The organism is Nocardioides lentus (genome assembly GCF_039529515.1).
Taxonomy (GTDB): Bacteria; Actinomycetota; Actinomycetes; order Propionibacteriales; family Nocardioidaceae; genus Nocardioides; species Nocardioides lentus.
Genome location: NZ_BAAAMY010000002.1, coordinates 330,305 through 343,090 on the forward strand (window position 1 = coordinate 330,305; position 12,786 = coordinate 343,090).

The window sequence follows — 12,786 nt, forward strand, 5'->3', positions numbered from 1 at the left end:
CAGATAGTAAAATTGCTTTCATGTCTGGGGTCAACACCGATCCGCACGTGGCCGCCCTCCTCGGCGCCCTCTTCGAGCGCATCCGCGCCGAGGTGACGACCGAGGACCTGCGTCCCTCCCACCACCGCGTGCTGGAGGCGGTCCCCGCGGCCGGCGCTCGCGTGGGCGACCTGGCGGCACGACTGGGGATGACGTCCCAGGGCTGCGGCCAGCTGGTCACCCGACTCGTCGGCACCGGGCACCTGGCCGTCGGCACCGCGACGGACGACGGGCGGGTGCGACTCGTGCGTCGCACGCCGCTCGGGGACGCGGCCGTCGAGCGCCTCGGGCTGGCCCTCGACCGTGTCGAGGACGGGTGGCGCGCCCGCGTCGGGCCGGAGCGCTACGCCGCGTTCCGCGCCGTCCTCGACGACCTCGCGGCCGATGTCTCCCCCGGCAGAGCCCCGGAGGGACGCAGCCGCCGGGGCTGAGCACACGGGACCGTCGGCGCGACCGGGGCCCGGGGATCAGAAGCCCAGCACCTTGCCGATCGCCGAGAACAGGCTGTTGAAGGTCCGTGCGAGGGGGTTGGTCGGCCCCGCCGTGCTCGACTTCTGCCAGAACAGCATGTGGTGACCGGTGAAGTCGTCGTCGACGAGGGGCTCGGTGCCCCGGAGGTAGGGCAGGAAGACCTCGGTCCGGTTCACCCGCTTGACCAGGCGGGAGTCGAACCCCATCACCAGGTGCTGCTCCATCCTCGTCGACCGGCCCCGCGGGTCGGTGGCGACGACGTCGCCCGTGCCCTGGACGACGAGGCTCCCCGCCCCCGCGAACATGATGTAGCGCACCTGCCAGGTGGCGAGGGACTGGATCCCCCACCGCCAGCTCGTCCGCAGGTCGGGGTCGCCGACCACCCCCACGACGTGCCTCGGGTGGACCACCACGCCGGGGTGGTCGCGGAAGTCGATGCGCATCAGGTAGACGTCCGGGTCCGGTGACGCGATCGTCGCCGACGTGACGCCCCCGTCGCCGGTGACCCGGCTGAGGAGGAACAGCCCCGCCGCGTAGCTGATGAACGGCGACGACCACCGGTAGAGCAGCCGGCTCCGGGTCCTGCCCTGCACCGGGCGGACGTACTCGGACCGCGCCGAGAGCACCTGGTCGACGTCGAGGTCGATCCTCAGGGTGCGCTCGGCTCCCGAGGTGTGGAGGGCCGCGTCGGGACGGTCATGCCCGTCCGCCAGACGGAGGGGCCGGTGGACCCGGGCGACGACCGGCATCAGGACGAAGTAGCTGAGCGCCCGGAAGGCCGGTGGGAGGAGCAGCACGAGCACCGCGGCCGTGAGGACCCAGCGCCACGACCGGGCCCACTGGTCGACCACCCACCCCGCCGGGGACCGCTGGGACTCCTCCAGGGCCTCCTGCTCGGCCCGCACCACGTCGAGCTGCGCCTCGGTGGTCTCGATCTCCCGCTGGGCGAAGGACAGCCCTCCTCCCTCGCCGATCCGGTCGAGCTTCTGCTCGGGGCTCAGCGTGGGGTCGGCGAGGACCGCGGCGTCGTCCTCCGCGTCGGCGAGCGTCTCCTCCAGGGCCACCAGGCCGTCCTCGGCGGCTTGTGCCACCCGCTCGGCGGCCTCGCACCTCCCGCCGAACAGCAGGGCGTCGGCCAGCTCGGCGACGAACCCGCAGACCTCGTCCCGCTCCTCGACCGCCCGGGCCACGTCGGACCGCTCCGCGGCGACGTCGTCGCCCAGCTGCTCGACCCGGGCGGCGACCTCACCCGCGAAGAAGTCGACAGTGGCGCTCTCGCCCTCGGCGGCGGAGCTCTCCAGCCGGTCGAGGTCGTCCTGCAGAGCCGCCCGCTGCTCCCGTACCTGCGCGAGCCGCTCCCGGTCCGCCGCGGCGTCGCGGACCGCGGGGACGAGGACCTGGACCAGCAGGTAGCCGACGAACAGGACGAGCACGAGCAGACCCAGCAGGCCGATCTTCCGCAGGACCCAGCCCAGGACGGCGGTCAGCAGGCCCACGAGGTCGGCCTCAGACGCCGGGCGCCGCGGGGGTCGCGTGCTCGAGCAGCGCCACGCACTCGACGTGGTGGGTCATCGGGAACAGGTCGAAGGCGCGCAGGGAGGTCAGCGCGTAGCCGTGGCCGGCCAGCAGCGCCACGTCGCGGGCCAGCGCGGCGGGGTCGCAGGCGACGTACGCGATCGCGCGGGGCCCCCGGGCGGCGACCGCGTCGCAGACCGCCCGCTTGGCGCCGGTCCGGGGCGGGTCGAGCACGACGAGGTCCGCGACGGCGGGCGCCTCCGGCGAGGCCAGCACGGCGGCCACGTCGCCGGGGAGGACGTCGACGTCGGGCAGATTGCGCCCGGCGTACGACGCGGCGACGGCGTCGCCCTCGACGGCCACGACCCGGCCGTCCCGACCGACGGCCTCGGCGAGGAAGGCGCTGAACAGGCCGACCCCGGCGTACAGGTCGAGCACGCTCTCCCCCGCCCGCGGCGCGAGGGCCTCCAGGACCGCGCCGACGAGCGCCTCGGGGGCGCCGGGGTGGACCTGCCAGAAGCCGTCGGCGGCGACGGCGAGGTCGCGACCCCGCACCGTCTCGACGACCTCACCGGGCTCGGGCTCACGGGCCTCGGGGTGGGTGATCAGGCAGTCGTCGACCGCGACGACCTCGTGGGAGCGGTGCTTGCGCAGCCCGCGACGCCCGTCGGGGGTGCGGGCCCAGCGCTGCCGGGTGCGCCACCGGAGCCCGTCGACGTCGCCGGGCACCGGCTCGACGACGACCGGGACCTCGAGCCCGGCGAGGCGCTGCAGCTGCTCACGGACCACGGCGGCCTTCTGGTCGCGCTGCGCGGGCAGGGCGACGTGCTGGAGGTCGCAGCCGCCGCACAGCCCGGGGCCGGCCACGGGGCACGGGGCCTCGACGCGGTCGGGCGACGGCTCCAGGACCTCGACGGCGTCGGCCCGCCAGAAGGAGTCGCCCTCGGTGCCCTCCGTGACCTCCAGGACGACCCGCTCGCCCGGGAGGGCGTGGCGGACGAAGACGACCCGGCCCCGCTCGTGGGCGGGGTCGGGCACCCGCGCGACGCAGTGGCCGCCGTGGGCGACGGGCCCCACGACGACCTCGTGGCGGCGGCCGACGGCGGAGGGGCCGCGGGAGGCCCGCGTGCGCGTGGACCGGCGTGAGCCCTGGCGCGGGCGGGGGCCGCTCACCGGCGGGTGGGGCGCGAGGGGCCGCGGTCGTCGGGGTCGACCAGGCGCCCGCGGCGCACGTCGCCGGCGTGCACGCGGGTCTGCTGACGCTTGACCCGCTCGAGCGCGACCTGCGAGGAGCGCAGCTGGTAGGGCACCGAGATGACCATGACCCCCGGGGCGAACAGGAGCCGGCCCTTGAGCCGCAGCGCGGTCTGGTTGTGCAGCAGCTGCTCCCACCAGTGGCCCACGACGTACTCGGGGATGTAGACCGCGACCACGCCGCGCGGGTTGCCGCGGCGGATCTCCACGGCGTACTCCACGACCGGGCGCACGAGCTCGCGGTAGGGGCTGAAGAGGACCTTCAGCGGCACGTCGAAGCCGCGGTCCTCCCACTCGCCGAGCAGGGTGTTGGTCGCGGCCTGGTCGCTGGAGACGTAGACCGCCTCCAGCACGTTGGGCCGGCTGGCCTTCGCGAACGCCAGCGCCCGCAGCGTGGGCTTGTGCAGCTTGGAGACCAGCACGATCGCGTGGACCCGGGTGGGCAGGACCTTGTCGGACTCGTCGGCCGCCAGCTCGAGGGCGACCTCGTCGTAGTGGCGCCGGATCCGGCGCATCAGCACGTAGAAGAAGCCCATCGCCAGGATGGTGATCCAGGCGCCCTCGGTGAACTTCGTCAGCACGACGATCACCAGGACGACGGCGGTGAACGACAGCCCGATGGTGTTGATCGCGCGCGAGCGCACCATCCGGCGGCGGGTGGCGGGGTCGCGCTCGGTCGCGAGGTGGCGCGTCCAGTGCTTGATCATCCCGAGCTGCGAGAGGTTGAACGAGACGAAGACGCCGACGATGTAGAGCTGGATCAGGCGGGTGACCTCGGCGTCGAAGGCGAGGATCAGCACGATCGACATCACGGCGAGGAACACGATGCCGTTGCTGTAGGCCAGCCGGTCGCCGCGCGAGGCCAGCGCCCGCGGCGCGAAGCCGTCCTGGGCGAGGATCGAGCCGAGCACCGGGAAGCCGTTGAACGCCGTGTTGGCGGCGAGCAGCAGGATCAGGCCGGTCACCGAGACCACGACGTAGAAGCCAGGCGGGAAGCCGTCGAAGATGCCGCGGGCGACCTGCGCGATCAGCGTGCCCTGGTCGTAGCCCTCCGGCAGCATCTCGCCGGTCGCCGTACGGAGCCGGTCGAGCTCGTGGGGCTCCACGTACTTCACGCCCATCTGCCGGGCCAGCACGATCACCGAGATCATCATCGTCACGGCGATGGAGCCCAGCAGCAGCAGCGTCGTGGCCGCGTTCTTGGACTTCGGCCGGCGGAAGGCGGGCACGCCGTTGCTGATCGCCTCGACGCCGGTCAGGGCGGCGCAGCCCGACGAGAACGCCCGCGCGAGCAGGAAGATCAGCGCCGCCGTGGTCAGCGGCTCCTCGAAGCCCGGCTGCGGGATGATCTGCAGGTCCGCGCTCTCCGCCTGCGGGAGGGTCCCCGTCAGCAGCCGCACCAGCCCGTAGGCGCACATCCCGAGGATCGCGACCATGAACGCGTAGGTGGGGACCGCGAACACGCTGCCCGACTCCCGCACCCCGCGCAGGTTGATCGCGGCCAGCAGCACCACCATCGCGGTCGCGAACGTCGCCTCGTGGCCGACGAGGAACGGCAGCGCGGACGCGGCGTACTGGGCGCCCGAGCTGATCGACACGGCCACGGTGAGCACGTAGTCGACCAGCAGCGCGCTGGCCACCGTGGTGCCCGCGCGGGGGCCGAGGTTGGTGGTCGCCACCTCGTAGTCGCCGCCGCCCGAGGGGTAGGCGTGCACCGTCTGGCGGTAGGACGCAATCACGGCCGTCATGACGACCGCGACGGCCACCGCGATCTGCCAGGACCACACGTACGCCGACGCGCCGGCGATCGCGAGCATCAGGAAGATCTCGTCGGGGGCGTAGGCGACCGACGACAGCGCGTCGGAGGCGAAGACGGGCAGCGCGATCCGCTTCGGCAGCAGGGTCTCGCCCAGCTGCGAGCTCCGCAGCTTGCGACCCAGCAGGATCCGCTTGGACGCGTCGGTGACACCCACGAGCGGCAACGGTAAGGCATGTCGGCTCCGGGGCAGCGCCCGACGCGGACTGGCGATAGCGTGCGCCGTGTGCACGTCGTGATCATGGGCTGCGGCCGCGTCGGTTCGACGCTGGCGCGCAGCCTCGAGGACCGGGACCACACGGTCGCCGTGATCGACAGCGACCCCGACGCCTTCCGGCGCCTGGGGCCGTGGTTCAACGGCGACAAGGTCACCGGGGTCGGCTTCGACCAGAAGGTCCTGACGAAGGCCGGCATCACCCGTGCCGACGCCTTCGCGGCCGTCTCCAGCGGCGACAACTCCAACATCATCGCGGCGCGGGTGGCCCGCGAGACCTTCGGCATCGAGCAGGTCGTGGCCCGCATCTACGACCCGGGCCGCGCCGAGGTCTACCAGCGCCTGGGCATCACGACCGTCGCCACCGTCAAGTGGACCGCCGACCAGGTGCTGCGCCGGCTGCTGCCGGTGGGTGCCGAGCCGGACTTCCGCGACCCCTCCGGCACCATCCGCGTCGACCACGTCGTCACGCCCGCGTCCTGGGTGGGCTCGCGGGCGGGCCAGCTGCAGGAGCAGTCGGGCGCCCGGATCGCGTGGATCGACCGGCTGGGCGAGGGCATGCTGCCGACCCGCGACTCGGTCATCCAGGAGGGCGACGTCCTGCACCTCGTGATCCTGGAGAAGTACGCCGGGCACGCCCACCGGGTCGTCGCGCGCGGCCCCGAGAAGGACTGAGAGGCACCCGATGCGTGTCGCCATCGCCGGAGCCGGCGCCGTGGGGCGCTCCGTCGCCGCCGAGCTGATCGAGAACGGCCACCAGGTCCTGCTCATCGACAAGGCCCCCGTGTCGATCAAGCCCGAGCGGGTCCCGGACGCCGAGTGGCTGCTCGCGGACTGCTGCGAGCTGTCCTCGCTCTCGGAGGCCCGCCTGGAGGCCTGCGACGTGGTCATCGCCGCCACCGGCGACGACAAGGCCAACCTCGTCGTCTCGCTGCTGGCCAAGACCGAGTTCGGGGTCCCGCGCACCGTCGGGCGGGTCAACCACCCGGACAACGAGTGGCTGTTCACCGAGGCCTGGGGCGTCGACGTCAACGTCTCGACGCCGCGCATCATGTCGGCGCTGGTGGAGGAGGCCGTCGCCGTCGGCGACATCGTGCGGCTCTTCACCTTCCGCCAGGGCAACGCCAACCTGGTCGAGCTGACCCTGCCCGACGACTCGCCGTACGTCGGGACGCCGACGGGGCTGATCCCGTTCCCGGAGAACTGCGCCCTGGTGACCATCCTGCGCGACGGGCAGGTCTACACCCCGGACGGCGAGCAGCCGATCGAGTCCGGCGACGAGCTGCTGTTCGTGGCCTCGGCCGCGGTCGAGGCCGACCTCGAGCGGCTCCTCGCGCCCTCGCGCCACCCCTCCGAGTAGGCCGGTCCGTCCGGGCCGGTCGCCGCCCGGGCCCGGGCGGGGCTCAGGCGGCGGCGGTGCTGACGGGGGTGCGGTTGCGGCCGAGCACCCACGCCATCGCGGCGAGCGCGGCGACCTGCAGCGGCCAGCCGAGGACGACCTTCATCACGCCCAGCGCGGCGATGACCGGCTCCGCGGACAGCGCCCCGGAGCTGGCGCCCAGCCACAGCGGCGCCTGCAGGGCCACGCGCACCACGCACGGCAGCACCAGCAGCCAGGTCAGCCGCGTGCACAGCCGGACCACCTGCGGGTCGGAACGCCACGCGGTGGGGTCGCCGGTGACGCTGCCGACCATGAAGCCGACCAGCGGCCAGCGGGTGACGCAGCTGAGACCCATCAGCACGGCGTAGCCGGCGTTGTAGAGGATCCCGGGCAGGAAGTAGGCCAGGGCCTGCTCGTCCTCGCTGCCGCCGGAGCGGGCGGAGAGGGTCACGAAGAGCGCGCCGATGCCGATCCCGACCAGCGCGTTGACGACGAACTGCACCGACGAGCGCTGCACCAGCCGCACGACGAGCAGGACCATCGCCGCCGCGACGCTGCACACGAGCGCGAGCCGCAGGTCGCGGGCCGTCAGCCACAGCGCGGTGAACACCAGCGTCGGCACGGCCGCCTCGAGCATGCCGCGGACCCCGCCCAGCGCCTTCGACAGCTGGCCGCGGACGACCTCCTCGACCGTGCGCGCTCCCACCGGCTCGCCGCCGGCGGCCTCGGCCGGGGTCGGCTGCTGCTCGCTCACGACAGCAGCTCGTAGCGGGGGTTGTAGATGACACGGACGCCGTCGGCGCGGCCGATGCGGCCCTCCACGGCCAGCGCCCGGCCGGGGGTGATGCCGCCGATGCGGCGCCGCCCCAGCCAGACCAGCGCGACGCCGCCGGTGCCGTCGTGCAGCTCCGCCTCCAGCGCCGGCGCCCCGCCGCGTGGGCGCAGCGTCACGGTGCGGAGGTGGCCCTCGAGTCGGACCCGCTCCCGGTCGGGGGCCTGCGCGATCGCGCAGGCGCGCGGTGTCGTCGGCGCCGCCGGCTCCCCGCGGTGGCCGTCGGCGCCGGCCGGGTCCGGGCCGGGTTGCGGGTGCGACCCGCCCTCGTCGGGGCGACGGCGGCGCAGCGAGGGCAGTCCGCGGCTCACGCGCTCAGCCGAGCTTGCGCGCGGTGTCGGGCAGGACGATCGGCAGCGGGTCGCCCACGGCCATCGCGTGGGCGCCCCGGCGCACCACGACCTCGGCGAACGCGTCCTCCCAGGGCTTCGCGTCCTCCGCGCTGACGGCGGGCTTGCCGAGCAGCGTGGCGCGCAGCAGCCAGCGGGGGCCGTTGAAGCCCAGCACCCGGGAGGGCTGCTCGGCCGGGGTGCCGTCCTGGCGCTGCACGGTCATGCGACACACGAGCTCGGTGCCGAAGCGACCCTCCCGCTCGGTGGCGCGACCGCCGCGACGCTCGAGGTCCGCGACGATCTGGGGGCGCACCTCCGACCACAGGTCGCCGTTGCGGGGGGCCGCGAAGGCCCGCAGCTCCATCGCGCCGTCGGGACCGGCGACGAGGACCGAGCGCACGGCCTGGGTCTTCTCGTCGACCTGCACCCTGACCTCGCGACCGGCCGAGGGGGCGATGAGCAGCGAGCCGAGGTCGACCCGCTCGGTGCCGGCCACGTCGACGTCGTCGACGTCGTAGGGGCCCGCGCCGGTGTCCGGCTGCCCGTCGGCGTCCGTGGTGGTGTCGCCGGCCTCGGCGGTGGTGCCCGCGGGGTCGGACCCCGGGGCGGCGCCGGTGGCACCCTTGCGGCGGAACCTCACGGTCGGCTGCTCCTCACTGACGGATCTGGCGGTCCTGGCGGTCCTGGGCGGTGCGGGCGGTCCCCGGGACGCCCTACGCGGCCGTCCGGACGGGTCACGCGGACCCGAACCCTCCGGTAGAACCGTAACCCCCGCTACCGCGGGGGGAGTCGGGCAGTTCGTCGGCCTCGGTGAACACCGCGTGAGCGACCTCCTGCACCACCAGCTGGGCCACCCGGTCGCCGCGGCGCAGCTCGACCGCCTCGTGACGGTCGGTGTTGACCAGCAGCACCCCGATCTCCCCGCGGTAGCCCGCGTCCACGGTGCCGGGGGCGTTGACGACGGTGACGCCGTGGCGCACCGCGAGCCCCGAGCGCGGGTGGACCAGCCCGACCCAGCCCTCCGGGAGGGCGATCGCGACACCGGTCGGCACCAGGCGCCGCTCCCCCGGCTCCAGGCGCACGTCGACGGCGGTGCGCAGGTCGGCGCCCGCGTCGCCCGGGTGGGCGTACGACGGGGGCGGCAGGTCGGGGTCCAGACGGCGCAGGAGCACCTCGGGGCGGGCGGGGGTCGCGGGGGGCACGCGCCGCAACCTACGCCGGGGTGGGAGGCTTGGAGGCGTGGACACCGCGCACCCCCGCTACGCCGAGCGGCTCGGCGTGCCGCTGCGCTGGTGGGTGCAGGCCACGATGATGGTCGCCTCGTTCTGGCTCGCCCTCGTGGTCGCGCTGCCCGGGCTGGCGGCCTGGGGCATCACGGCGCTGGTGATGGCGGTCGTCGCCGCCGCCTACCTCACCTACGGCTCGGCCGTGGTGGAGGTCGCCGACGGCCACCTGCGCGCGGGCCGGGCCCGCATCGAGCTCGACCACGTCGGACGGGTCGAGGCCCTCGACCGCGAGCAGGCCCGGCTCGCCGCCGGTCCCCAGGCCGACGCCCGGGCCTTCCTGCTGCTGCGTCCCTACGTGCACCGGGCGGTGCGCGTGGAGATCACCGACCCGGCCGACCCGGCGCCGTACTGGCTGGTGAGCACGCGTCACCCCGAGGACCTGGCCCGGGCGCTGTCCGGCCAGCGCCGCGAGCCTGCGTAGGCTGGCCGTCATGGCCAAGGACAAGGACTCCTCGAAGATCTACTCGGCGTTCGCGCTCGCCTCGGCGCTGTCCGCGGCCGTCGTCGCGAAGAAGGTGCTCGAGACCAGCTGGCGCACCGCCACCGGCAAGAACCCGCCGGCGAACCCGGCCGACCCCGACGTCGAGCTGTGGGAGGCCGTCGCGTGGGCCGCGGCGTCCGGCACGTTCGTCCAGATCGCCCGCATGCTCGCGGCGCGGAAGGCGGCGGGGTACTACACGAAGTCGACCGGCAAGCTGCCCCCCGAGCTGCGCGGCGACGCCCAGGACGCCGCGAAGGCCGGTCCCGCCACCACCTGAGCCCCGCACGCCCCGCCGCCGGGCCCGTCCCCGGGGTCGGAACGGATCGAGCCGCCTCCCGGGTGACCCGGGGGCGGCTCGTTCGGCGTGCGGACGGGAGCGGCCGGCGTCGCGTGCGCTCAGGCGCAGTCGCGGCAGATCAGCTTCTTCTCGTCGTACAGCTGGCTGCGGTGGTGGACCAGGAAGCAGCTCATGCAGGTGAACTCGTCGTCCTGGCGCGGCTTGACCTCGACCGCCAGCTCCTCGTGGGAGAGGTCGGCGCCGGGGAGCTCGAAGGACTCCGCGGCCTCGGTCTCGTCCTCGTCGACCTTGCCGGAGTTCTTGTCGTGCCGGCGGGCCTTGAGCTCCTCGATGCTCTCCTCGGACTGGTCTTCCTCGGTCTTGCGTGGTGCGTCGTAATCGGTTGCCATGGTGGTGCTACTCCCGGGGTGCAGGTGGACCGTCGTGCTGCCGGCGAGTCATGGTGCACCATCCCGACGTCGGGGGCCACACCGGTGTCCGGCAGGGCTGGGCAACCTCGCGGGGGCCCCTCCTATTCCGCGTCGGTACCCGCGACGAACCCCGCCCACTCGACGGCCTCGAGCAGCTCGTCGACGCCGTGTGAGGGGGCGCACACCATGAGGTCGAGACCCCCGACGCCGCGCAGCAGCCGGGTGGTCGCCCCGGCCTCGCGCGCCACCAGCCCGGCGGCCGCGTGGTCCCAGAGGTTGACGCCCTCCTCGACGTAGCCGTCGGCGCGACCGTCGGCGACGAGGCAGATGTCGAGGGCCGCCGAGCCGCGGCGCCGCAGGTCGCGGACAAGGGGCAGCAGGCGGACCCAGGCCTCGGCCTGCTTGGCGCGGACCACGCGGTCGTAGCTGAAGCCGGTGTTGATCAGCCGCTCGGCGAGCGGGGCGGGCCCGCGCACGGCGAGGGGCTCGCCGTCGCGACGGGCGCCGCCGCCCAGGACGGCGTCGTACTCCACCCCCGAGGAGGCGTCGAGGACGACGCCCGCGACGACCTCGGACCGGCCGTCGCGGGTGAGCTCGGCGGCCACGCACACGGCGTACAGGCCCAGGTCGTAGTAGAAGTTCACCGTGCCGTCGATGGGGTCGACGATCCAGCGGACGCCGTCGGCACCCTCCCGCTCGGCCCCGTCGGCCCCGGTCCCGCCCTCCTCGCCGAGCACCCGGTCACCGGGTCGCGCGGCCAGGAGGCGCTCGCGCACGAGCGCCTCGCAGGCGCGGTCGGCCTCGGTGACGACGTCGATGTCGCTGGTCTTGGTCGCGGCCACCTCGACCGGCCGCGAGCGGCGCTCGCGCACCAGCGCGGCGCCCTCCCGGGCGACCGCGAGCGCGAGGTCGCGCAGCTCGTGGGCGTCGACGTCGCCGGTCGGCGCGCTCACGCCTCCTCGATCCCGCCGGCGACGGGCAGCTTCTGCCTCGGGTTGGCGCAGCAGTCGACCGCGCACCGGTCCCAGGCCGGGCCGAGGGCGCCGGTCGTGGCCCGGACGACGTCCTCGCCGCGCTCGACGGCCGCCCGCTCGAGCAGGAGGTCGCGCACGGTGGCGACGAAGCGGGCGTCGGTGCCGGCCGTGGCGGCCCGCACCGCCGGGAGCCCGAGCTCGCGGGCGGTCTCGAGCGCCTCGGTGTCGAGGTCGTAGACGACCTCCATGTGGTCGGAGACGAAGCCGATCGGCGCGATCACGACCGCGGGCACCCCCTGCCCGTGCAGCGCGGCCAGGTGGTCGTTGACGTCGGGCTCGAGCCACGGCACGTGCGGCGGGCCGGAGCGCGAGCAGAAGACGAGGTCGGCGCCGTGGGTGCGGCCCGTCTGCTCCGCGACCTCCGCGACGATCGCCTCCATCACGCTGGTGTGCTGCGCGACGTAGGCGCCGCCGCCCAGGGCGGGGGGCCCGGAGGCGTCGTTCATCGTGGTCGGGATGGAGTGCGTGACGAACACCAGGCGCGCCCCGTCGCGGGCCTCGTCCGGCAGCTGCGCGAGCGCCGCCAGGACGGCGTCGACGTTGGGTCCGAGGAAGCCGGGGTGGTCGAAGTAGACCCGGAACCGGTCGAGCTGGGGCGCCAGGCCGACCTCGGCGGGCACGCCGTCCCGGGCGGCCGCGAGGTTCTCGCGGTACTGCCGGCACCCGGAGTACGACGAGTACGCCGCGGTCACGAAGCAGGCCGCCCGCGTGACGCCGTCGGCGGTCATCTGCGCCAGCACATCGGTGAGGTAGGGGTCCCAGTTGCGGTTGCCCCAGTAGATCGGCAGGTCCAGCCCGGCGTCGGCGAAGTCGGCGCGCAGCAGGTCGAGGAAGGCCCGGTTCTGGTCGTTGATCGGCGACCGGCCGCCGAACGCGAAGTAGTGCTCCCCCACCTCCTCGAGCCGCTCGCGGGGGATGCCGCGCCCACGGGTGACGTTCTCGAGGAACGGGACGACGTCCTCGGGCTTCTCGGGGCCGCCGAAGGACACGAGCAGCAGCGCGTCGTACGGCGAGGGGTCGGGGACGGGCGCGGACTCGGTGTCCGGCGCCGGAGCGGTGGTGGTCATCACCGCCAATCGTAGGCAGCGCGCCCCCGGCCCGGCGCCCGGGAACCCGCTCCGCGCCGGGGGCCGGTCGCTCCCCGTCGCGCGTCGGGGCGGGCACGGCGGGTCACCGGGTCCCGTGGCCCCTCGGCTCCTGCGTCGCGAGCAGCCGTCCGGAGGTCGAGGCGCGAGGGCCCCCCGGGCCCGAGCCACGAGACCCCCCGCACCCCGAACGGCGGCTCACCGGGTCTCGTGGCCCCTCGGCTCCTGCGTCGCCTCCCGGCACCTCGACCTCCGGGCACCTCGACCTCCAGGCAGCCGTCCGGAGGTCGAGGCGCGAGGGCCCCCCGGGCCCGAGCCACGAGACCCCCCAACCCCGA

At 74.7% G+C, this 12,786-nt stretch carries 15 protein-coding genes; 5 read left to right on the plus strand and 10 right to left on the minus strand.

Annotation, left to right across the window (positions count from 1 at the left end):
- Nucleotides 1-20: 20 nt before the first annotated feature.
- On the plus strand, nucleotides 21-470 hold the full coding sequence (locus tag ABD158_RS05155; RefSeq protein WP_344004643.1) for a MarR family winged helix-turn-helix transcriptional regulator: 450 nt from the start codon (nucleotides 21-23) through the stop codon (nucleotides 468-470).
- A gap of 36 nt (nucleotides 471-506) precedes the next feature.
- On the opposite strand, the gene ABD158_RS05160 is transcribed toward ABD158_RS05155, so the two are convergent.
- The 3 genes from ABD158_RS05160 to ABD158_RS05170 are packed head-to-tail and all read right to left on the minus strand — an operon-like array spanning nucleotide 507 to nucleotide 5,252.
- Entirely contained in the window at nucleotides 507-2,006 is a 1,500-nt protein-coding gene (locus ABD158_RS05160; RefSeq protein ID WP_344004646.1) for a hypothetical protein, read from the minus strand.
- 10 nt (nucleotides 2,007-2,016) lie between these two features.
- Nucleotides 2,017-3,198, minus strand: a complete 1,182-nt coding sequence (locus tag ABD158_RS05165) for a class I SAM-dependent RNA methyltransferase (RefSeq protein ID WP_344005305.1) — start codon at nucleotides 3,196-3,198, stop codon at nucleotides 2,017-2,019.
- On the minus strand, nucleotides 3,195-5,252 hold the full coding sequence (locus ABD158_RS05170) for an APC family permease (protein WP_425573140.1): 2,058 nt from the start codon (nucleotides 5,250-5,252) through the stop codon (nucleotides 3,195-3,197). The genes ABD158_RS05165 and ABD158_RS05170 overlap by 4 nt, the downstream gene beginning before the upstream one ends.
- An 18-nt stretch (nucleotides 5,253-5,270) precedes the next feature.
- On the opposite strand from ABD158_RS05170, the gene ABD158_RS05175 reads away from it, so the two are divergent.
- Together ABD158_RS05175 and ABD158_RS05180 are read left to right on the plus strand one after the other, a co-directional pair.
- On the plus strand, nucleotides 5,271-5,984 hold the full coding sequence (locus ABD158_RS05175; protein WP_425573141.1) for a potassium channel family protein: 714 nt from the start codon (nucleotides 5,271-5,273) through the stop codon (nucleotides 5,982-5,984).
- A gap of 10 nt (nucleotides 5,985-5,994) precedes the next feature.
- A complete protein-coding gene (locus ABD158_RS05180) occupies nucleotides 5,995-6,669 on the plus strand; it encodes a potassium channel family protein (protein WP_344004651.1) in 675 nt (224 codons plus the stop codon).
- A 43-nt stretch (nucleotides 6,670-6,712) separates the two neighbouring features.
- On the opposite strand, the gene ABD158_RS05185 is transcribed toward ABD158_RS05180, so the two are convergent.
- From ABD158_RS05185 to dut, 4 genes are all read right to left on the minus strand, one after another.
- Nucleotides 6,713-7,444, minus strand: a complete 732-nt coding sequence (locus tag ABD158_RS05185) for a DUF3159 domain-containing protein (protein ID WP_344004653.1) — start codon at nucleotides 7,442-7,444, stop codon at nucleotides 6,713-6,715.
- Nucleotides 7,441-7,833, minus strand: a complete 393-nt coding sequence (locus ABD158_RS05190; protein WP_344004656.1) for an OB-fold nucleic acid binding domain-containing protein — start codon at nucleotides 7,831-7,833, stop codon at nucleotides 7,441-7,443. The genes ABD158_RS05185 and ABD158_RS05190 overlap by 4 nt, the downstream gene beginning before the upstream one ends.
- A 4-nt stretch (nucleotides 7,834-7,837) precedes the next feature.
- Nucleotides 7,838-8,494, minus strand: coding sequence for a DUF3710 domain-containing protein (locus ABD158_RS05195; protein ID WP_344004659.1), 657 nt, complete (start codon nucleotides 8,492-8,494; stop codon nucleotides 7,838-7,840).
- 94 nt (nucleotides 8,495-8,588) lie between these two features.
- Nucleotides 8,589-9,056 carry a dUTP diphosphatase gene (gene dut, locus ABD158_RS05200; protein WP_344004662.1) on the minus strand — a complete coding sequence of 156 codons (468 nt, stop codon included), beginning with the start codon at nucleotides 9,054-9,056 and terminating at the stop codon, nucleotides 8,589-8,591.
- A 37-nt stretch (nucleotides 9,057-9,093) separates the two neighbouring features.
- On the opposite strand from dut, the gene ABD158_RS05205 reads away from it, so the two are divergent.
- Both ABD158_RS05205 and ABD158_RS05210 read left to right on the plus strand, forming a co-directional pair.
- Nucleotides 9,094-9,561, plus strand: a complete 468-nt coding sequence (locus ABD158_RS05205; RefSeq protein ID WP_344004665.1) for a DUF3093 domain-containing protein — start codon at nucleotides 9,094-9,096, stop codon at nucleotides 9,559-9,561.
- A 10-nt stretch (nucleotides 9,562-9,571) separates the two neighbouring features.
- Entirely contained in the window at nucleotides 9,572-9,898 is a 327-nt protein-coding gene (locus tag ABD158_RS05210) for a DUF4235 domain-containing protein (RefSeq protein ID WP_344004667.1), read from the plus strand.
- A 119-nt stretch (nucleotides 9,899-10,017) separates the two neighbouring features.
- On the opposite strand, the gene ABD158_RS05215 is transcribed toward ABD158_RS05210, so the two are convergent.
- From ABD158_RS05215 to ABD158_RS05225, 3 genes are all read right to left on the minus strand, one after another.
- Nucleotides 10,018-10,308 carry a DUF4193 domain-containing protein gene (locus tag ABD158_RS05215; RefSeq protein ID WP_344004670.1) on the minus strand — a complete coding sequence of 97 codons (291 nt, stop codon included), beginning with the start codon at nucleotides 10,306-10,308 and terminating at the stop codon, nucleotides 10,018-10,020.
- Nucleotides 10,309-10,430: 122 nt separating this feature from the next.
- Nucleotides 10,431-11,282, minus strand: a complete 852-nt coding sequence (locus tag ABD158_RS05220) for an inositol monophosphatase family protein (protein WP_344004673.1) — start codon at nucleotides 11,280-11,282, stop codon at nucleotides 10,431-10,433.
- Nucleotides 11,279-12,430: a ferrochelatase gene (locus ABD158_RS05225; RefSeq protein ID WP_344004676.1), complete on the minus strand. Its 1,152-nt coding sequence runs from the start codon at nucleotides 12,428-12,430 to the stop codon at nucleotides 11,279-11,281. Before ABD158_RS05225 ends, ABD158_RS05220 begins: the two co-directional genes overlap by 4 nt.
- Nucleotides 12,431-12,786 lie beyond the last annotated feature (356 nt).

Bases quoted from the DNA above. Each gene is read 5' to 3' on its own strand.
- ABD158_RS05210 (WP_344004667.1), top strand. From the start codon at position 9,572: ATGGCCAAGGACAAGGACTCCTCGAAGATCTACTCGGCGTTCGCGCTC.
- ABD158_RS05215 (WP_344004670.1), bottom strand. From the start codon at position 10,308: ATGGCAACCGATTACGACGCACCACGCAAGACCGAGGAAGACCAGTCC.
- ABD158_RS05155 (WP_344004643.1), top strand. From the start codon at position 21: ATGTCTGGGGTCAACACCGATCCGCACGTGGCCGCCCTCCTCGGCGCC.
- ABD158_RS05175 (WP_425573141.1), top strand. From the start codon at position 5,271: ATGTCGGCTCCGGGGCAGCGCCCGACGCGGACTGGCGATAGCGTGCGC.
- ABD158_RS05225 (WP_344004676.1), bottom strand. From the start codon at position 12,430: ATGACCACCACCGCTCCGGCGCCGGACACCGAGTCCGCGCCCGTCCCC.
- ABD158_RS05180 (WP_344004651.1), top strand. From the start codon at position 5,995: ATGCGTGTCGCCATCGCCGGAGCCGGCGCCGTGGGGCGCTCCGTCGCC.